The organism is Pseudomonas boreofloridensis (assembly GCF_030580795.1).
GTDB lineage: Bacteria > Pseudomonadota > Gammaproteobacteria > Pseudomonadales > Pseudomonadaceae > Aquipseudomonas > Aquipseudomonas boreofloridensis.
On the sequence record NZ_JAUQOQ010000001.1, the window covers coordinates 423,420 to 442,996 of the forward strand.

At 61.8% G+C, this 19,577-nt stretch carries 15 protein-coding genes; 5 read left to right on the forward strand and 10 right to left on the reverse strand.

Annotation, left to right across the window (positions count from 1 at the left end):
- Position 1 precedes the first annotated feature (1 nt).
- Positions 2-3,307, forward strand: a complete 3,306-nt coding sequence (locus Q6A47_RS01835) for a DEAD/DEAH box helicase (protein WP_369811406.1) — start codon at positions 2-4, stop codon at positions 3,305-3,307.
- 39 nt (positions 3,308-3,346) lie between these two features.
- Here the strand turns inward: Q6A47_RS01835 and nagZ are convergent, their stop codons facing one another.
- Positions 3,347-4,345 carry a beta-N-acetylhexosaminidase gene (gene nagZ / locus Q6A47_RS01840; protein ID WP_304482820.1) on the reverse strand — a complete coding sequence of 333 codons (999 nt, stop codon included), beginning with the start codon at positions 4,343-4,345 and terminating at the stop codon, positions 3,347-3,349.
- Positions 4,346-4,516: 171 nt separating this feature from the next.
- Complete coding sequence (locus Q6A47_RS01845; RefSeq protein WP_039578781.1) at positions 4,517-5,230, reverse strand: TetR/AcrR family transcriptional regulator; 714 nt, start codon at positions 5,228-5,230, stop codon at positions 4,517-4,519.
- Between the two features lie 241 nt (positions 5,231-5,471).
- Between Q6A47_RS01845 and lexA the strand changes: the two genes are divergently transcribed.
- Positions 5,472-6,080 (forward strand): transcriptional repressor LexA, encoded by a 609-nt coding sequence (gene lexA, locus Q6A47_RS01850; RefSeq protein ID WP_304482768.1) that lies wholly within the window; start codon positions 5,472-5,474, stop codon positions 6,078-6,080.
- A gap of 13 nt (positions 6,081-6,093) precedes the next feature.
- The gene (sulA, locus tag Q6A47_RS01855) at positions 6,094-6,570 is read left to right on the forward strand and encodes an SOS-induced cell division inhibitor SulA (RefSeq protein WP_039578785.1); all 477 of its coding nucleotides are present in this window, start codon (positions 6,094-6,096) and stop codon (positions 6,568-6,570) included.
- Between the two features lie 48 nt (positions 6,571-6,618).
- On the opposite strand, the gene Q6A47_RS01860 is transcribed toward sulA, so the two are convergent.
- The 7 genes from Q6A47_RS01860 to Q6A47_RS01890 form a co-directional block, all read right to left on the reverse strand.
- Complete coding sequence (locus Q6A47_RS01860; protein ID WP_029613032.1) at positions 6,619-6,852, reverse strand: hypothetical protein; 234 nt, start codon at positions 6,850-6,852, stop codon at positions 6,619-6,621.
- A 51-nt stretch (positions 6,853-6,903) separates the two neighbouring features.
- A complete protein-coding gene (locus Q6A47_RS01865; protein WP_304482769.1) occupies positions 6,904-7,425 on the reverse strand; it encodes a DUF6586 family protein in 522 nt (173 codons plus the stop codon).
- 121 nt (positions 7,426-7,546) lie between these two features.
- Positions 7,547-10,156: a type I DNA topoisomerase gene (gene topA, locus Q6A47_RS01870; protein ID WP_304482770.1), complete on the reverse strand. Its 2,610-nt coding sequence runs from the start codon at positions 10,154-10,156 to the stop codon at positions 7,547-7,549.
- 100 nt (positions 10,157-10,256) lie between these two features.
- Entirely contained in the window at positions 10,257-10,508 is a 252-nt protein-coding gene (locus Q6A47_RS01875) for a DUF1653 domain-containing protein (protein WP_304482771.1), read from the reverse strand.
- 77 nt (positions 10,509-10,585) lie between these two features.
- Positions 10,586-11,761 carry an acetyl-CoA C-acyltransferase FadA gene (gene fadA, locus Q6A47_RS01880; protein WP_039578792.1) on the reverse strand — a complete coding sequence of 392 codons (1,176 nt, stop codon included), beginning with the start codon at positions 11,759-11,761 and terminating at the stop codon, positions 10,586-10,588.
- A 31-nt stretch (positions 11,762-11,792) separates the two neighbouring features.
- Positions 11,793-13,940 carry a fatty acid oxidation complex subunit alpha FadB gene (gene fadB, locus Q6A47_RS01885; RefSeq protein WP_304482772.1) on the reverse strand — a complete coding sequence of 716 codons (2,148 nt, stop codon included), beginning with the start codon at positions 13,938-13,940 and terminating at the stop codon, positions 11,793-11,795.
- A 465-nt stretch (positions 13,941-14,405) separates the two neighbouring features.
- Entirely contained in the window at positions 14,406-14,843 is a 438-nt protein-coding gene (locus Q6A47_RS01890; protein ID WP_304482773.1) for a hypothetical protein, read from the reverse strand.
- 107 nt (positions 14,844-14,950) lie between these two features.
- On the opposite strand from Q6A47_RS01890, the gene Q6A47_RS01895 reads away from it, so the two are divergent.
- Entirely contained in the window at positions 14,951-15,391 is a 441-nt protein-coding gene (locus Q6A47_RS01895) for a universal stress protein (RefSeq protein ID WP_029613037.1), read from the forward strand.
- Between the two features lie 57 nt (positions 15,392-15,448).
- On the opposite strand, the gene Q6A47_RS01900 is transcribed toward Q6A47_RS01895, so the two are convergent.
- Entirely contained in the window at positions 15,449-17,380 is a 1,932-nt protein-coding gene (locus Q6A47_RS01900) for an ATP-binding cassette domain-containing protein (protein WP_304482774.1), read from the reverse strand.
- 235 nt (positions 17,381-17,615) lie between these two features.
- Here Q6A47_RS01900 and Q6A47_RS01905 point away from each other — a divergent pair, with 235 nt between their 5' ends.
- Complete coding sequence (locus Q6A47_RS01905; RefSeq protein WP_304482775.1) at positions 17,616-19,544, forward strand: transglycosylase SLT domain-containing protein; 1,929 nt, start codon at positions 17,616-17,618, stop codon at positions 19,542-19,544.
- Positions 19,545-19,577 lie beyond the last annotated feature (33 nt).

The window sequence follows — 19,577 nt, forward strand, 5'->3', positions numbered from 1 at the left end:
CGTGAAAGAACTGGAGCATCTGTTCGCACAGAACCTGAGCTGGCACCGCAACTTCAGCGAAAACACGCTGCAACGCGGCAAGCGCTATGCCGAGCAGGGGCGTGCCGAGATCCTCTCCCATGAACAGTTGCGCATCGAAGGCGTGTGTATTGGCAGTGGTACCAGCCGCTACGAACAACGCGTCGATTTCTCCGTCGCGCCTAACCGCCAGGTGCTGATCGACGGTCGCTGCAGCTGTCCTGTGGCGCTGAATTGCAAGCACTGCGCAGCGCTACTCTTCACACTCGCCCAACGTTACGCCGAGGACCTCGCCAAGAACGACACCCTCCCGCTGCACCTCGAGCATTGGTTACAGGTCCTGGGGCAGCCGCCGACGGCTGCACGCCAGAGCGAAGATCGACGCGGCAGAATGGTGTGCTACGAAATCCTCGACCGTGAGGATCAAGGCTGTGCAGTGCGTGTGCGAAAAGGCACGCGGGAGGGCGAGGTCATTCGCTACAGCCGGCTCCACTCATTGAGTGAACTGCTTTATGACACCCCAACGTACGTCAAGGATGAGGACTTGCGCATATTGCGCCAGCTGGGCGCGCAGAACATGCCGTACGGCCAAGAGCGCGGTTTTCCGCTCAAAGGCAGAGAAGGCGGCGAGCTGCTGCAACAGATCGCCCAGACCGGACGACTGCTGTACACCGAAGGCGGTCCACTGCTGAACCTGGGCGAGGAACGTGAGGCCGAGTTCCGCTGGGTTCGCCTGGACAATGGCGAATATCGAGGGCGGTGGCACAGCGCGGACGCCCCCTTGCATGTACTGCCACTGATCCCCCTGTTCTACGTGGACACTGCCACCGCCCAAGTCGGCACCCTTCGACACACGCTGGACCCGCACACCGCTCAACAACTCTCCATCGCTCCCGACGTGCCGGAGCACCTGATCGTGCCCCTGAGCCATAAACTCAAGGCCCTGAACCACCAACTGCCGACCCCGAGCACCGTCAAGCAGGAGCGGGTGGACGACATCCAGCCCACTGCGCATCTGACCCTCGGCAGCGTCGAATTCAGTGCCTACACGCCCAAGACCGGCCGTATGCAGCGTCAGATGCAGCATCGCGCCGCCCTTTCGTTCGACTACGATGGCATCCGTGCGACGGGCAACGACGACAAACCCCTCAGCCGCCTAGTCGGCAGCGTCAGCCAGCGCATCGCCCGGCAGCCCAAGCAGGAAAAGCACCTGCGCGAAACCCTGCGCAAGCTGGGTTTCAAGGCCGCCACCCGACAAAGCAAAGCGCTGCCCGACAGCGCGGGCGACATGCTTCAGTTGCCCGACGACGAAGCCTGGCTGCACTTCGCCCGTGAGGACCTGCCAGCGCTGCGCGAAGCCGGCTGGACAGTGGATATGCACCGCGACTTTGCCTTCAACCTCAACGAGGTGCAGGACTGGTACGCCACGGTCGAGGAAGCGCCCACCCACGAGTGGTTCGAGCTGGAGTTGGGCATCGTCGTCGACGGTCAGCGCCACAGCCTGCTGCCGATCATCCTGCAATTGCTGCGCAGTAACCCGGAACTGCTGCGCCCCAGCGAGCTGGCGCGGCGCAGCGACGAGGAACACCTGCTACTGGATCTCAACCGTGGTGGCCTGGACGGCCCGGCTATGCGCGTCGCCCTGCCCTACGGCCGAATCAAAGCGGTGATGGGCACGCTGGGTGAGCTCTACTTGCACGAAGGCCCTGTGGGTTCCGCCCTGCGCCTGGAGCGCGCCGATGTCGCGCGCCTGAACGACATCGAGCACCTGCCCCTGCACTGGGAAGGTGGCGAGCACTTACGCGACCTTGGCCGGCGCCTGCGCGATGCACGCGACCTCGACGTGTTGCCGCCCAAGGGCTTGAAGGCTGCGCTGCGACCTTATCAACAGCAAGGCCTGAACTGGCTCCAGGCGCTGCGCGAAATGGGCACCGGCGGCATCCTTGGCGATGACATGGGCCTGGGCAAGACCCTGCAGACCCTTGCTCACCTGCTGCTGGAGAAAGAGTCCGGGCGTCTGGACCAGCCTGCACTGGCGGTCATGCCCACCAGCCTGATCCCCAACTGGCTCGACGAAGCCCAGCGTTTCGCCCCGGACCTGCGGGTTCTCGCCCTGCATGGCCCTAGCCGATCACGCGCGTTCGCAACGCTGGGCGACTACGATCTGGTGCTGACCACCTACGCCCTGTTGCCACGTGACCTTCAGCATCTGCAAGCACAAAACTGGCACGTGCTGGTGCTGGACGAAGCGCAGAACATCAAGAGCAGTACCAGCAAGGCCGCCCAGGCTGCTCGCGAATTGCACGCCGGCCAACGCCTGTGCCTGACCGGTACGCCTGTGGAAAACAATCTGGGCGAGTTGTGGTCGATCTTCCATTTCCTGATGCCCGGCTGGCTGGGCGACCAGAAGCGCTTCAACCAAGACTACCGCACGCCCATCGAGCGCCAGGGTGACACCGAGCGCCTGAAGCACCTCGCCACTCGGGTGCGGCCCTTCCTGCTGCGCCGCACCAAGGAACAGGTGGCGCGCGAGTTGCCGCCCAAGACCGAGATGGTGCATTGGGTCGACCTCAGCGACGCCCAGCGCGACACCTACGAGACCGTGCGAGTGGCACTGGACAAGAAGGTTCGCGACGAAATCGCCCTCAACGGCGCTTCTCGCAGCCAGATCGTGATCCTCGACGCCCTCCTTAAGCTGCGCCAGGTCTGCTGTGACTTGCGCTTGGTCAAAGGCTTACACGCCCAGGGCAACCAGGCGGACAAAGGCAAGCTGGGCAGCCTGCTGCAGATGCTCGAAGAACTGATCAGCGAAGGCCGCCGGATACTGCTGTTCTCGCAGTTCACCTCGATGCTCGCACTGATTCAGGCCGAACTGGACAAGCGCGCCATCCGCTACAGCCTGCTGACAGGGGAAACGCGCGATCGGCGGGCACCGGTCCAGCAATTCCAGAACGGGGACAGCGACGTATTCCTGATCAGCCTCAAGGCAGGCGGCACCGGCCTCAACCTGACCGCAGCCGATACGGTGATCCACTACGATCCGTGGTGGAACCCGGCCAGCGAGAACCAGGCGACGGACCGGGCCTATCGGATCGGTCAGGACAAGCCGGTGTTCGTCTACAAGCTGATCACCCGTGGCACGGTGGAAGAGAAGATCCAGCAACTGCAACAGCAAAAAGCGACGCTGTCGGCCGGGCTGCTCGATGGCGGTCAAGCCGGACAGTGGCGCCTGGGTGACGAAGAAATCGAGGCGCTGTTCGCGCCGCTGCCGGGTAAGCGCGGACGTTGAGCGGATCCAGGCCGTATTGCGGGTAAAACCGCAATCGGCTTACTCGATCAATTGCGCCTCCTTCAAAGCGGCCAGCGCCTCCAGCCACCGCGGTTGCTGTTTGTAGTCGGTGGACGCGAAACCCTGCCCGCGCATGCCAACGATGCGCGGCGATGGTCTCACCTTCAAGCGCTGCGCCGCTGTCAGCGCCAGCTCCGCCGCAGCCCGATCGTTGCACACCAGCCCCATGTCACAACCGGCGCTCAATGCTGCCTCGATGCGATTGGCCGCATCGCCGACCACATGCGCGCCGGCCATGGACAAGTCATCGCTGAAGATCACGCCCTCAAAGCCCAGCTCACCGCGCAGGATGTCCTGCAGCCAGCGCCGCGAGAATCCGGCGGGCTGGTTGTCGATCTGTGGGTAGATCACATGGGCGGGCATGACCGCTGCCAACTGACCGCTCAGACGCGTGAAGGGCACCAGATCGGCCTGACGCAACTGCTCAAGGCTGCGCTCATCGGTCGGAATGGCCACGTGCGAGTCGGCCTCTGCCCAACCGTGACCCGGGAAATGCTTGCCACAGGCGGCCATGCCTGCGGCATTCATACCGCGGATGAAGGCACCGGCCAGTCGTGTGGCACGCTGCGGATCGCCTTCAAAAGCCCGGCTGCCCACCACTGCACTGCGTTGATGATCCAGGTCCAGCACCGGCGCGAAGCTCAGGTCCAAGCCGACAGCCAACACCTCGGTCGCCATCAGCCAGCCGCATTGCTCGGCCAAATACTCGGCATTGGCGTTATCGGCCAGCGCGCGCATCGCCGGCAGGCGCACGAACCCCTGACGCAGACGCTGGACCCGCCCCCCTTCCTGATCGACCGCCAGGATCAGGTCAGGTCGGATGGCGCGTATCGACGCGCAGAGCTCGCGCACCTGCCGAGGGCTGTCGATGTTGCGGGCGAAAATGATCAGGCCCGCCACTTCAGGTTGACGCAGAAGCTGGCGGTCCTCGGCGGTCAGCCAGTGACCGGCGATATCCACCATCAGGGAGCCTTGCAGGCTGGCAGTCATACGGAGTCCTTCATTGAAGATTCAGACCGAAGTGATACAGGACGGCAGCGCAGGCGCTCGCCATCCCCGGCTCTGGAACGGCTGATAAACGAATGGGTGGGGGGGGGGCGGGCAAGCATGGGCGCTAGCTTAGCGGATGCGCCCTGCCCCGCCCAGCCTTCACGCTTTGGCCGGTGTGCCAGTGGCCGGGCTCTTGCTGCGCGGACGCAGTTGCGCGGCCGCCATGGCCTGATCGGTCACGCCAGTGTCGGCGCGCATACCGGCTGCGAGAAAGGGGACCATCAAACGCATGACTTGCTCGATCGACGTGTTGATGCCGAAGTCGGTTTCAGCGATAGCCCGCAACGCCTTGATACCGGACATGCTGAACGCGGCAGCACCTAGCATGAAGTGCACGCGCCAGAACAGCTCTAGAGGCGGAATGCGCGGGGCGGCCTCGTTGACCAATAGCATGTAGCGTCGAAACACTTTTCCATACATGTCTTCCAGGTAGCGCCGCAGGTGCCCCTGACTCTGACTGAAGGCCAGGCCCAACAGACGCATGAAGATCGACAAGTCATTGTTGCTGCGCGGCTGCACGACCAAAGCTTGCTCAACGAGCATCTCGAGCAGTTCTTCCAGGCTTGGCTTGGCTTCTGGCTGCGCCTGGCGCCGCTCGAGTTCACGCTCCAGGCTGGCGCAAAACGGCCCGAGGAAACGCGAGAACACCGCTTGGATCAGCGCTTTCTTGGAACCGAAGTGATAGTTTACCGCCGCCAGGTTGACACCTGCTTTGCTGGTGATCAGACGCAGCGAGGTCTCCGCGAAACCTCGCTCGGCGAACAGCTGCTCGGCAGCATCGAGAATGCGTTCAACGGTTTCCGATTGGGCCATGACTTATCCGCCTGACAAACAGTTGTTTGAAACATACGTTTCAGGCGTGACGCTGTCAAGATTCAGTGACCCATCGGTCGAGTAATTTCCACTACCCGAGAAAGAGCTGCAAGCCACGGAACACGAGGGGTTGCCATGACATCACAGGCGCGCATGGATTTTTCTTGGCGCTTGCAGCTTGCAGCTTGCCATCCACTGTATATAATCCCAGTCACTGTATAAAAAGACAGAGCCACTCGCCATGCTGAAACTCACGCCACGCCAAGCCGAGATCCTGGCTTTCATCAAACGTTGCCTCGAAGACAACGGATTCCCCCCCACCCGCGCGGAAATCGCTCAGGAGCTGGGCTTCAAGTCCCCCAATGCCGCCGAGGAACATCTCAAGGCGCTGGCGCGCAAAGGTGCAATCGAAATGACCCCGGGGGCTTCCCGCGGCATTCGCATCCCAGGCGTTGAAAGCAAGCCGCAAGACAGTGCCTTGCCGATCATCGGCCGCGTCGCCGCCGGCGCACCGATCCTCGCTGAGCAGCACATCGAAGAATCTTGCAACATCAACCCGGCCTTTTTCCATCCCCGCGCCGACTACCTGCTGCGCGTCCACGGCATGAGCATGAAGGACATCGGCATCATCGACGGTGACCTGCTCGCGGTGCATACCTGCCGCGAAGCACGCAACGGCCAGATCGTCGTTGCCCGCATCGGAGACGAAGTCACGGTGAAGCGCTTCAAGCGCGAAGGCAGCAAGGTCTGGCTCATCGCCGAAAACCCTGAATTCGCCCCGATCGAAGTGAACCTGAAAGATCAGGAACTGGTGATCGAGGGCTTGAGCGTCGGCGTCATACGCCGCTGATCCTGGAGGCGTCATGCAGCAGTCCGCCCACTCAACGCAGCCCGCACAATTGCCTTTGTTCGAAGCCTTCCTCGCACAGCCCGTGCTGCCTGGCCTGAAGAGCCGCGAACTGCCGCACATGGCGAACCGGCCCGAGCTGTTCAGCGAACTGTCACTGCGCGGCGCCCCAGGGCATTGTCACAGCCTGCTGGCTCCTATCCTTCGCGAACTGAGCGATGTGGATGATGCGCGTTGGCTCACACTGATCGCGCCGCCCTCCAGCTTGACTCAGGCCTGGCTACGCCATGCTGGGCTAAACCGGGAGCGGATCCTGCTGCTGCAACCTGGCAACAGCCAAAGCGCACTGCAATTAGCCTGTGAGGCCTTGCGCCTGGGTCACAGCCATACCGTGGTCAGTTGGCTTGGCAACATCAATGCCGGCAACCGCCAGCAGCTCATTCACGCAGCCACCTGTGGAAACGCACAAAGCCTGAACATCCGCCTCGGCTAATGTTCAGGCTTTGACTGTGTGAGATTTTGATGACGCCTGAGTCAAGGTTCAGTGGAGAACGCGCGGCCCTTCATCGCGTTCGAACTCACCCTCAATCAATTTACCAGCCATCTGCACGCCCACGCTGAGCATCGCCTTGGCCACTTCAACGTGCTGCCCCTGCAAGAACACCTTGGCATCCTCGGAAAAATCCAGAGTGACCAACGAACCTTCGTCCTCGGCACGACGCAGCTCGATGCGACCATCAGGCAATTCGACAATTTCTAGAAAGGACGTTGACATAAGGGGCCTGCTGTTCACGAAAGGCGAGTAGTGTACCAGCCACGCAGTCTGTCAGCACTCACTCAACGCGTCGCGGAAACGTCTTGCAAGCCCTTTCAACGCCTGACGCCATCTTTCCAACTCAACGCGCGAAACCGCAACTTCCTCGCAATCGTCGAGATTGACCGCCTGAATCAAAGGCTGAGTCACATCGGTCTTGGCGATTTTCCTCTCGACCGGTGGTTGGAACAAATCGGCATAAGCGCTAAGCAATTGGGCTAACCACGTCTGCGGCTGGCGTGCCAGTTCCAGCATCTCGGCCATTTCCGGAATGGCCACAGCGCTCAGTGTTTCATCGGTCAGCAACAGTTCGGCACGCGGTGCTGCGGCCTGAGGCAGGCGGTAGAATCCGGCGATTTCGTGGCACAGCCCTAAAAGCGCGCCATACAAATGAAAGAGCGCAGACTCACGCTCTGCCTGGATCAGCCCCTGAGCGTTCATCGCGCCGCTCTGCTCAGCCTTGGCCATGGACTCCAGGGCAAGCCCCGCGAAGAACAGCTTCTGATTGGTGCGCGTGTAGAGTTCCTGGGCCATGTTCAATGACCTCCCTGACTGCAAGGCAATGGGCTTGCATCATAAATGATCGGGGCCGCGAGCGCGCTCATCACGTCATCCGTGACAGGCACACAAGCGGCCCCTTCCTGTCATCGAAGCGTCAGCGCTTGTCTTCGACCTTCCACGCCTTGCCGTCGTAGAACGCTTTCCAACCGGTCGGCTTGCCGTCGACTTCGGATTGAACGTACTGCTCCTTGGTCTTGCGGCTGTAGCGGATCACTGCCGGGCGGCCGTCCGGGTCTTTTTGCGGCGCTTCGCACAAGAAATGATACTTGGGGTCGATCTCATGCTTGTGCGGCACGATTTCCAGGACCAAGGGCGCGCGGGTTTCGCGGTTCTTCGGGAACTGGCTAGCAGCCAGGAACAACCCGGAGGCGCCGTCGCGCAACACATAGGTGTCATCGACCTTCTCGCAGCGCAACTCAGGCATGTCCACCTTGTCCATCTTCGGTGGCGCGGCCTCGCCATTCTTGAGCAGCTTACGGGTGTTCTTGCAGGCCGGATTGGTGCAGCCGAAGAACTTGCCGAAGCGGCCGGTCTTGAGCTGCATCTCGCTGCCGCACTTGTCGCATTCCAGGCTTGGGCCTTCGTAGCCCTTGATCCGGTAGCTGCCCTCTTCGATTTCGTAGCCCGGGCAGTCTGGGTTGTTGCCGCAGATATGCAGTTTGTGCTTCTCGTCCAGCAAGTAAGCATCCATCGCCGTCGAACAGATCGGGCAGCGATGCTTGCCGCGCAGCACCAAGGATTCGGATTCACCCTCGTCGTCTGCGGCAATCTCATCACCTGGAACCAGGTTGACGGTCGCCTTGCAGCGCTCTTTCGGCGGCAGGCTGTAGCCCGAGCAGCCCAGGAAAACGCCAGTGGAGGCGGTGCGAATCATCATCGGCCGCCCGCATTCCTTGCACGGAATGTTGGTGAGGGTCGGCTGATTGGCCCGCATGCCATTCTCGCTGGATTCGGCCGTCAGCAGTTTCGTGCTGAAGTCGCCATAGAACTCATCAAGCACGTTCTTCCAGTCACGCTCGCCGTGGGCGACGTCATCGAGGTTCTCCTCCATGCCGGCGGTGAAGCCATAGTCCATCAGATTGGAGAAGCTCTCGGACAGGCGCTCGGTGACGATGTCGCCCATCTTCTCGGAGTAGAAGCGGCGGTTGTGCAACGTCACGTAGCCGCGATCCTGAATGGTGGAAATGATGGCTGCATAGGTCGAAGGGCGACCGATACCGCGCTTTTCCATTTCCTTGACCAGGCTCGCTTCGGTGAAGCGCGCAGGCGGCTTGGTGAAATGCTGGCTGGGATCGAGCTGAAGCAACGCCAGCGAATCGCCCTGGGCCATGTCCGGCAACACATCGTCTTCGCCCGGCTTGGTCTGCTGGGGCTGCACACGGGTGTAACCATCGAACTTGAGGATGCGACCCTTGGCGCGCAGCTCGAACTCACCGGCAGCAACGGTGACGCTGGTGGACAGGTACTGCGCAGGCGGCATCTGGCAAGCCAGGAACTGGCGCCAGATCAGTTCGTACAGGCGCTCGGCATCGCGCTCCATGCCACTGAGTTTGGTGGGATGAGTCGTGACGTCGGAAGGCCGGATGGCTTCGTGCGCCTCCTGGGCGCCTTCCTTGCTGCCATACACGATCGGCGCCGCTGGCAGGTACTGCTTGCCGAACTCGCTTTCGATGTAGCTGCGCGCCATTTCCACCGCATCGGTGGAGAGGTTGGTGGAGTCGGTTCGCATGTAAGTGATGTAGCCCGCTTCGTAAAGACGCTGGGCCATCATCATGGTCTTCTTCACCCCGAAGCCGAGGCGGTTGCTGGCAGCCTGCTGCAGCGTGGAGGTGATGAACGGCGCCGAGGGCTTGCTGCTGGTCGGACGGTCTTCACGCTTGATCACGCTGTAGCTGGAAGCCTTGAGCTTCTCCAGCGCGGCCATGGCCTGGGCTTGATTCAGCGGCTTGAAGGCCTCGCCGCGTTCACGGGCGACCTCGAAGCGCACCTTGGCGTTTTTCGCGGTACCGAGATCGGCGTGGATTTCCCAGTATTCCTCGGGATTGAAGGCCCGAATCTCGCGTTCACGCTCGACCACCAGCTTCACGGCCACCGACTGCACACGACCGGCAGAAAGGCCGCGGGCGATTTTCGACCACAGCAGCGGCGACACCATGTAGCCGACCACGCGATCGAGGAAGCGACGCGCCTGCTGGGCATTGACACGGTCGATGTCGAGTTCGCCCGGTTGCGAGAACGCTTCCTGGATGGCCTTCTTGGTGATTTCGTTGAACACCACGCGCTTGTAGCGGCTGTCATCACCACCGATGGCTTCGCGCAGGTGCCAGGCAATGGCCTCCCCTTCGCGGTCCAAGTCGGTTGCGAGATAGATGGTGTCGGCATCCTTGGCCAGACGGCGCAGTTCGTCGATCACCTTCTCCTTGCCGGGAAGGATCTCGTACTGAGCTTTCCAGCCCGCCTCCGGATCGACACCCATGCGCGCCACCAGTTGCCGGCGAGCCTTCTCCTTCGGCGTCAGGGTCGACGCCTGAGCAGCGGTCTTGCCGCGCTTGGCAGCCGGCTCCTTGGCCGTACTGGCCGAACCGCTGGTGGGAAGGTCTCGGATATGGCCGATACTCGACTTCACCACGTACTGGTTGCCCAGGTACTTGTTGATGGTCTTGGCCTTGGCCGGGGATTCCACAATGACCAGCGATTTGCCCATGGATCGGAGTATTCCTGAATCTGAAGATGAAAAACGCGTCAGGTGCCGCACGCGGCACCGCTATATATAGTGGCGTAGGAGTGAGGTCAAGCGCGGTCGATCACTCGACGGCCTTCGCGACCCGTGCCGAGAGCCCGTCTTCAGCCCTGAGCAGAGCAAAGCGCGGCACCTGCTCGCCGTCAACCTCGACCGACTCCTGAAACATCGAGAGAGGCCGCACCCAAAAGCTGTAATCACCATACAGGCATTGGTAGAAGACCATCCACTCTTCGCTCTCGGAATGCCGCGCGACACTGAAGACACGGTACTCAGGCCCTTTGTAATGCCGGTACACACCTGGCTGTATCTGCATGTCACGTCCTCTCGCGCACAAACTCTGTAAAAAACAAAACCGGGGCACAGGGCCCCGGCTGCTGTCCTGCGACGCGATCAGACGCGTTCGAAGACAGTGGTGATGCCCTGACCCAGGCCGACGCACATGGTGGCCACGCCCAGCGTGCCGCCATTCTGCTTCATGACGTTGAGCAGGGTGCCGGAAATCCGTGCACCGGAGCAACCGAACGGATGGCCCAAGGCAATGGCGCCGCCGTGCAGGTTAACCTTCTCATCCATCTTGTCGAGCACTTTCAGATCCTTGAGCACTGGCAGTGCCTGTGCGGCGAAGGCTTCGTTGAGCTCGAAGAAGTCGATGTCGCCGATGCTCAGGCCCGCGCGCTTGAGGGCTTTCTGGGTCGATGGCACCGGACCGTAACCCATGATCGCAGGGTCTACACCGGCCACGGCCATCGAGCGGATGACCGCCAACGGCTGGATGCCAAGGTCCATGGCGCGCTGGCCGGACATGACGATCATGCACGAAGCACCATCGGTGATCTGCGACGACGTGCCAGCGGTCACCGTACCGCCTTTGGGGTTGAATGCAGGCTTGAGCGCCGCCAGACCTTCGAGGGTGGTTTCCGGACGAATGGTCTCGTCGTAATCGAAGACTTTGAGGAAACCGTTCTCGTCATACCCCTGCATCGGGATGATTTCGTCCTTGAACTTGCCCTCGACCGTGGCCTTGTGAGCCAACTGATGCGAGCGCAGCGCGAACAGGTCTTGCTGCTCGCGAGTAATGCCGTGCATCTTGCCGAGCATTTCGGCAGTCAAGCCCATCATGCCGGAGGCCTTGGCCGCATGCAGTGACAGATGCGGGTTAGGATCAACCCCGTGCATCATGCTGACGTGCCCCATGTGCTCGACACCGCCGACCACGAACACATCACCATTACCGGTCATGATCGCCTGGGCGGCAGTGTGCAACGCGCTCATCGACGAACCGCACAGTCGGCTGACGGTCTGCGCAGCGCTGGTATGCGGAATCGGGGTCATCAGCGAGGCCATGCGCGCGATGTTCCAGCCTTGCTCCAGGGTCTGGTTGACGCATCCCCAGATCACATCCTCGACTTCCTTCGGATCGACCTTGTCGTTGCGCTCCAGCAGCTTGCTGATCAAGTGCGCCGACATGTCTTCGGCGCGAGTGTTGCGGTGCATGCCACCCTTGGAACGACCCATGGGCGTGCGACCGAAGTCGACAATCACCACGTCTCTTGGATTGAGGCTCATATCAATATTCTCGCTCTAGCTCAGTGATCGTTCAGTTGAAGAAACGCTGACCGTTCTTGGCCATTTCACGCAGCTTCGCAGTCGGGTGGTACAGCGGACCCAGATCGGCATACTGGTCGGCCAAGGCAACGAACTCGGCCACACCGATCGAGTCGATGTAGCGCAGCGCGCCGCCACGGAAGGGAGGGAAGCCAATGCCGTAGACCAGGCCCATGTCCGCTTCGGCGGCCGTCTCGACGATGCCGTCTTCCAGGCAGCGCACGGTCTCCAGGCACAGCGGCACCATCATCCAGTTGATGATGTCTTCGTCGCTGACTTCACGCTGCTCGTAGATCACGGGCTTGAGCACTTCCAGGACCGACGCATCGGCGACCTTCTTCGGTTTGCCGCGCTTGTCGGTTTCGTAGGCGTAGAAGCCCTTGCCATTCTTCTGGCCCAGGCGATTGGCCTCGTACAGGGCATCGACGGCGGAGCGACGCTCGTCTTTCATTCGGTCGGGGAAGCCCTCGGCCATCACATCGCGGCCGTGGTGGCCGGTGTCGATGCCGACCACATCCATCAAGTAGGCCGGGCCCATGGGCCAGCCGAACTTCTCCATGACCTTGTCGATGCGCACGAAGTCAACGCCTGCGCTGACCAGCTTGGCGAAGCCGCCGAAGTAAGGGAACAACACGCGGTTGACCAGGAAGCCCGGGCAGTCGTTGACCACGATCGGGTTCTTGCCCATCTTCTTGGCGTAGGCCACGGTGGTGGCGACCGCCACGTCACTGGACTTTTCGCCGCGGATGACTTCGACCAGCGGCATCATGTGCACCGGGTTGAAGAAGTGCATGCCGACGAAGTTTTCCGGGCGTTTGAGCGCCTTGGCCAGCAGGTTGATGGAAATGGTCGAGGTATTGGAGGCCAGAATGGCATCGTCTTTGACCTGCCCTTCCACCTCGGCCAGTACCGCCTGCTTGACCTTCGGGTTTTCGACCACGGCCTCGACGACGATGTCGACGTTGGCGAAGTCGCCGTAGGACAGGGTCGGGCGGATGGCGTTGAGCGCCTCGGCCATCTTCGCCGAGGTCAGACGACCTTTTTCGACGCGGTTGCCGAGCAGCTTGGAGGCTTCGCTCAAGCCCAACTGGATCGCTTCCTCGCGGATATCCTTCATCAGGATCGGCGTGCCTTTGACCGCCGACTGATAGGCGATACCCCCGCCCATGATGCCGGCGCCGAGCACGGCTGCCTGCTTCACATCGTGGGCGATCTCGTCGTGGGCCTTGGCCTTGCGCTTGAGTTCCTGATCGTTGAGGAACAGCCCGATCAGGCTCTCGGCCACCGAGGTCTTGGCCAACTTGGCAAAACCGGCGGCTTCAACCTCCAGGGCCTTGTCACGGCCGAAGTTGGCAGCTTTCTGAATGCTCTTGATGGCCTCGACCGGCGCTGGATAGTTCGGCCCAGCCTGGCCGGCGACGAAGCCTTTGGCCGTCTCGAAGGCCATCATCTGCTCGATGGCGTTGAGCTTGAGCTTCTCAAGCTTTGGCTGGCGCTTGGCCTTGTGGTCCAGCTCGCCACTGATGGCGCGCTTGATCAGGTCCAGGGCACCGGCCTGCAACAGTTCAGGCGCGACCACGGCATCGACGGCGCCCACTTTCAGGGCGTCTTCGGCGCGGTTTTCCTTACCCGAGGCGATCCACTCGATGGCGTTGTCCGAGCCGATCAGCCGTGGCAGACGCACGGTGCCGCCAAAGCCTGGGTAGATGCCCAGCTTGACTTCCGGCAGGCCGATCTTGGCGCTGCTGGCCATCACGCGGTAGTCGGCGGCCAGGCACATCTCCAGACCGCCGCCCAGGGCGATGCCGTTGATCGCGGCCACGGTCGGGACCTGCAGGTCTTCGAAGTCGCTGAAGATGCGGTTGGCTTCCAGATTACCGGCGACCAGTTCGGCCTCGGGCAGCTTGAAGTTATCGACGAATTCGGTGATATCGGCACCGACGATGAACACGTCCTTGCCGCTGCTGACGATGACGCCCTTGATGGACGCATCGGCTTTGATCGTATCGACTGCCTGGCGCAGCTCGTTCAGGGTCAGGCGATTGAATTTGTTGACGGACTCACCCTTGAGGTCGAAGCGCAGTTCGACGATGCCGCTTTCAAGAGCCTTAACCGTGATGGCTTTACCTTCGTAAATCATCAACTGATCTCCACGATATGGAAGCTGAACTGTACACGCCGAACGCTGGCAGCCGGGTCGTTTGCAAGACCTTCTGCCAGGCACACCCGTCAGCGCGCTGGTCGGGATTCTGGACGAGCGATGTGAACATACAAACGCTCAATTCATACGCCCGTTTGATTTGGGTCCGCACACATTCTCCGAAAAGGCCGAAGTTGTCAAATACCCACAAGTCCCCGAAAAAAGCGACTTTCCAGTCATTTTGTTACAGATTTGAAAAAACAGGATGAGCCTGATTGCTCACCATTCATCACAACGATTCAGGCGTGATGTGGTGAAAATGGCGTAGGAAAAGAAGTCAGCTCAGACGAAAGCATGAACGCGCCGATGAAGTTGCAGGCGCTTTCGCTGTTGACGGGGCGCAAGCCTGGCCTTTTTGCCCTGAGGATCAGCGGGATCGACGTGGCTGCCAGGGCTGGGGAAGGTTCAGGCGAGTGATTCCAGGGTATGCGCGATGTCCTGAAGAACAGCCGTGTCGCCACGCTCACTCCAGCACAGCGCGATCATGCGGCTATCAGCCTCCACCTTATAAACGGTGGCAGGCAAGCGCGCGAAGCATTGTGCCAAGCGCGGTTCCTCGCAGGGCTCACGCCAGGTGTTCAGCCACACGCCGGGGCTCACCTGCCAGTAGCACCAAGTATCCTCATGCCCTCTGCGCCGCGCACGGTGGTATTGGGGGCATGGACTGGGCGGCTCGTTTTCCAGCCAATGCGGCCATTTCTGCGGGCTGAGCTGCATGGCCAGCCCCATGCGCCGGCCCTCCAGCCGCAGGTTCATTTGCTCGCTCTGCTTGCGCGAGGGACGCAGCCAGGCCAGCGGGCTGAGAATCAGCGCAAGGATTGACACCACCAGCCATACCGTCATATCTGTATCCCCCATAATGCGTTGCACAGGCGCGGCTTGGTCATTTCATCTCGCCGGGCCAGAAAGCGACCATACTTTTACTATCGCGATTTTCAGGAGTCCCGCTCATGTCCTACGAACATCTTCTGGTCGCCGTCGACCTGACCGAGGAATGCGACCCGGTGATCAAGCGCGCCATGAAGCTCGCCGAACCGACCGGCGCCAAGGTGTCGCTGGTGCATATCGTAGAGCCCATGGCCATGGCATTCGGTGGCGACGTGCCGATGGACCTGTCGCAACTGCAACAGCAGCAGTTCGACCAGGCCAAGGAGCGCATGGACCGGTTGTATGCCAAGTATCCCGGCATCAATCGCGGTGATTCGCACCTGAAATATGGCCAGCCTCGCCAGGAGATCCACCAGTTGGCCACCGATGAAGCCTGCGACCTGATCGTGGTCGGCAGCCATGGCCGTCATGGCCTGGCGCTGCTGCTGGGCTCCACGGCCAATGACGTCCTGCACGGCGCACCGTGCGATGTGCTGGCCGTGCGACTGCTGAAAAAGGACTGATGCCCGTGCTGGCACTGCCCTCGTGACTCAGGTCGCGAATGCAGTGCCAGGGTCCGCTCAGCCCTCCAGTTCAGCCCAGCGCTCGACCAGCGCGTCAAGCTCAGCCTGCAACTGTTCGAGCTTGGCCAGCACCTGCGAGGTTTCAGCAATCGGCCGCTGATAGAAGTCCGAAGCCCCCACCTGCGCCTGCAGCACAGCCATCTTCTGCTCCAGTGCATCGATCTGCCCAGGCAGCATCTCCAGTTCGCGCTGCAGCTTGTAGCTGAGTTTTTTCTTGCCGCTGTCGGCGGTTTGGGCGACAGCAGGTTCGGGCACGTCAGTCACCTCGACCTTCTCCACCACAGCGCTATTGAGCGCGGACTTGCCGCCCTTGCTCTCGGCCACCCCCAGCAACTTGGGCGAGCCGCCCTGACGAATCCAGTCCTCGTAGCCCCCGACATACTCCCGCACTTTGCCCTGCCCTTCGAACACCAGGGTGCTGGTCACCACATTGTCGAGGAAGGCCCGGTCGTGGCTGACCATGAGCACGGTGCCCTTGAAGTTGGCCAACACCTCTTCGAGCAACTCCAGGGTTTCCACGTCCAGGTCGTTGGTCGGCTCGTCCAGCACCAGCAAGTTCGCCGGTTTGCTGAACAGCTTGGCCAGCAGCAGCCGTGCGCGTTCGCCGCCAGACAAGGCCTTGACCGGTGTGCGCGCACGCTGCGGGCTGAACAGGAAGTCGCCGAGGTAGCTCAGCACATGCCGGTTCTGACCATCGATTTCGATGAAGTCGCGGCCCTCGGCCAGGTTATCGATCACCGTCTTCTCGAGGTCGAGTTGGTGACGCATCTGATCGAAGTAGGCGACCTCCAGCTTGGTGCCGCGCTCGACCTTGCCACTGGTGGGCTCCAGGTCGCCGAGCATGAGCTTGAGCAAGGTAGTCTTGCCAGTGCCGTTGGCGCCGAGCAGGCCAATGCGGTCCTGACGCTGCAGCACCATCGAGAAATCCTTGACCAGCTTGGGGCCTTCGGGATGGGCGAAGCTGACGTTGTCCAGCAGCATCACCTGCTTGCCAGACTTGTCCGCGACCTCGATCTGGATGTTCGCCCGACCCTGGCGCTCACGACGCTCACCGCGCTCCACGCGCAGCGCCTTGAGGGCGCGCACCCGCCCTTCGTTGCGGGTACGCCGGGCCTTGATGCCCTGGCGGATCCAGACCTCTTCCTGGGCCAGACGCTTGTCGAACAGCGCGTTGGCGGTCTCCTCTGCGGCCAGCGCCGCCTCTTTGTGCACCAGGAAACTGGCGTAGTCGCCGTTCCAATCGATCAGACCGCCACGGTCCAGTTCGAGGATGCGGGTGGCCAGGTTCTGCAGGAAGGAACGGTCGTGGGTAATGAACAGCACGGCACCGTTGAAGCCATTCAGGGCTTCTTCCAGCCAGGCAATGGCGCCGATGTCCAGGTGGTTGGTCGGCTCATCGAGCAGCAGCAGATCGGGCTCGGACACCAAGGCCTGAGCCAGCAGGACACGTCGACGCCAGCCGCCGGACAACTCGGCGAGGGTCTTGTCCGCCGGCAGTTGCAGGCGACTCAGGGTGCTTTCCACGACCTGTTGCAGACGCCAGCCATCGCGGGCCTCGATCTCGTGCTGGACGTGCATCAGCTTGTCCAGGTCGTCGTCGCCCTGGATGTTCTGGCTCAGGTGATGGTATTCGGCGAGCAAGGCGCCAACGCCATCCAGACCCTCGGCCACCACGTCGAACACGCTGCGGTCGTCGGCCACCGGCAGTTCCTGCGGCAGCTCGCCAATTTTCAGCCCGGGGGCACGCCAGATGTCACCTTCGTCGGATTTTTGCTCACCCTTGACCAGGCGCAGCATGCTGGACTTGCCAGTGCCATTGCGACCGATGATGCACACCCGCTCGCCACGGGCGATCTGCCAGGACACTTTGTCCAGCAGCGGCATGGCACCGAACGCGAGGGACACATCGCTGAATTTGAGCAGGGTCATGATCATCTCCAAAAACCGGGCGCGCATTCTACCTGACTTTTGCCCTGCCTTGGCCGGTGCATGCAGCGGTGTGCTGGCGCAGCGCAGGCTTTGCGACGCGTGGTCGAGGTTCACGATTCGATACAAGCACAGTGCTTTCATCCACGACCGGCAACCGGCTAAGCTAGGAACCAAACGACCTCACCAGTGTTGGCTTCGCCGTCACTTTCTCATGGTTCAACTGCCCGGACGTCTCATGCGCAGCCGCCTGTTCCACTTCGTTTCCTGCCTGGTGCTCAGCGCCGCCACCGCGAGCGCTGCCCACGCCACCGACATCACCCAGCAGCGCCAGTACTACGACGAGGCCAAACGCGCACTCGCCAAGGGCGACAAGGGGCCTTACCTGCGCTACGCCCAAGCCCTGAGCGACTACCCGCTGACCCCTTACCTGGCCTACGACGAACTCACCGCACGGCTGAAGACCGCCAGCAACGAGGAAATCGAGGGTTTTCTCGCAAAGCACGGCGACCTTCCCCAGGCCAACTGGATGAAATTGCGCTGGCTGCGCTGGCTGGCCGAACGCGGCGACTGGAAAACCTTCGCCCGTTATTACGACGCCAAACTCAATTTCACCGAATTGGACTGCCTCAATGGCCAGTACCAACTGGCCAGCGGCCAGCGCGCCGAAGGTTTCGCCACGGCCGAGAAGCTGTGGAATGTCGGCAAGTCGCAACCAGCGACCTGCGATACCTTGTTCGGTCTGTGGGCCGCCGAGGGCCAGCTCACCGAGGCGCGGCGCTGGCAACGGGCCAAATTGGCGGCCGAAGCACGCAACTACAGTCTGGCCAATAACCTGGTACAGACCCTGCCCACGCTCGGCACACAGGGAAAGTTGCTGATCGACGTGGCGCAGAAACCGGAACTGCTCAAGCAACCTTCCCGCTTCCAGCCGGCCAGTGACGCCATGTCCGATGTCGTCAGCCTGGGCCTGCGTCGCCTGGCACGCCAGGATCCGGACCAGGCCATGGCGCTGCTCGACGACTACGCCCAGCGCATGCACTTCTCACGCGATGAAAAAGTCGCCATCGCCCGCGAAATCGGTCTCACCCTCGCCCGCCGCTACGACCCGCGCGCACTCGACCTGATGACCCGCTACGACCCGGAGCTGCGCGACAACACCGTCAGCGAATGGCGCATGCGCCTGCTGCTGCGCTTGGGCCGCTGGGAGGACGCCTACGAACTGAGCCGACGTCTGCCCCAGGACCTGGCCGGTAGCAGCCGCTGGCGCTACTGGCAGGCGCGCAGCCTGGAACTGGCACAACCGAACAACCCGCAGATCCCGCTGCTGTACAAGAACGTGTCGCGTGAGCGCGACTTCTATGGCTTCCTGGCTGCCGATCGGGCGCAGACGCCTTACCAGCTCAACAACAAACCGCTGGTGCTGAGCCAGGCCCTGCTGAACAAAGTGCGCAACACGCCCGGCGTGCGCCGCGCCCTGGAATTCCATGCGCGCGGGCAGATCGTCGAGGGGCGGCGCGAGTGGTACCACGTCAGCCGTCACTTCAACCGCGACGAGATGGTCGCCCAGGCGCGCCTGGCTTACGATCTGCGCTGGTACTTCCCGGCCATCCGCACCATCAGCCAGGCCCAGTACTGGGACGATCTGGACATTCGCTTCCCCATGGCCCACCGCGACACCCTGGTGCGCGAAGCCAAGGTCCGCGGCCTGCATTCGAGCTGGGTGTTCGCCATTACCCGCCAGGAAAGCGCGTTCATGGACGACGCCCGCTCGCCCGTGGGTGCCAGCGGCCTGATGCAGTTGATGCCAGGCACCGCCAAGGAGACCGCGCGCAAGTTCAGCATTCCGCTGGCCTCGCCAGCGCAGGTACTGGACCCGGACAAGAATATCCAGTTGGGCGCCGCCTACCTCAGCCAGGTACATGGGCAGTTCAACGGCAACCGGGTGCTGGCATCGGCTGCCTACAACGCCGGCCCGGGCCGCGTGCGGCAGTGGCTCAAAGGCGCCAAGCACTTGAGTTTCGATGTCTGGGTCGAGTCGATTCCATTCGATGAAACCCGTCAGTACGTGCAGAACGTCCTGTCGTACTCGGTCATCTACGGCCAGAAACTCAACGTACCGCAACCGTTGGTGGACTGGCACGAGCGCTACTTCAACGACATGTAAGCCTCACAGCCCTTTCGGAGCCTTCCCACGGCT

Coding starts and splice junctions, on each gene's coding strand:
- Q6A47_RS01890 (WP_304482773.1), bottom strand. CDS start 14,843: ATGACGGTATGGCTGGTGGTGTCAATCCTTGCGCTGATTCTCAGCCCG.
- Q6A47_RS01905 (WP_304482775.1), top strand. CDS start 17,616: ATGCGCAGCCGCCTGTTCCACTTCGTTTCCTGCCTGGTGCTCAGCGCC.
- topA (WP_304482770.1), bottom strand. CDS start 10,156: ATGGGCAAATCGCTGGTCATTGTGGAATCCCCGGCCAAGGCCAAGACC.
- fadA (WP_039578792.1), bottom strand. CDS start 11,761: ATGAGCCTCAATCCAAGAGACGTGGTGATTGTCGACTTCGGTCGCACG.
- Q6A47_RS01865 (WP_304482769.1), bottom strand. CDS start 7,425: ATGGCCCAGGAACTCTACACGCGCACCAATCAGAAGCTGTTCTTCGCG.
- fadB (WP_304482772.1), bottom strand. CDS start 13,940: ATGATTTACGAAGGTAAAGCCATCACGGTTAAGGCTCTTGAAAGCGGC.
- Q6A47_RS01895 (WP_029613037.1), top strand. CDS start 14,951: ATGTCCTACGAACATCTTCTGGTCGCCGTCGACCTGACCGAGGAATGC.
- Q6A47_RS01845 (WP_039578781.1), bottom strand. CDS start 5,230: ATGGCCCAATCGGAAACCGTTGAACGCATTCTCGATGCTGCCGAGCAG.
- Q6A47_RS01875 (WP_304482771.1), bottom strand. CDS start 10,508: ATGCAGATACAGCCAGGTGTGTACCGGCATTACAAAGGGCCTGAGTAC.
- lexA (WP_304482768.1), top strand. CDS start 5,472: ATGCTGAAACTCACGCCACGCCAAGCCGAGATCCTGGCTTTCATCAAA.
- Q6A47_RS01860 (WP_029613032.1), bottom strand. CDS start 6,852: ATGTCAACGTCCTTTCTAGAAATTGTCGAATTGCCTGATGGTCGCATC.
- sulA (WP_039578785.1), top strand. CDS start 6,094: ATGCAGCAGTCCGCCCACTCAACGCAGCCCGCACAATTGCCTTTGTTC.
- Q6A47_RS01900 (WP_304482774.1), bottom strand. CDS start 17,380: ATGACCCTGCTCAAATTCAGCGATGTGTCCCTCGCGTTCGGTGCCATG.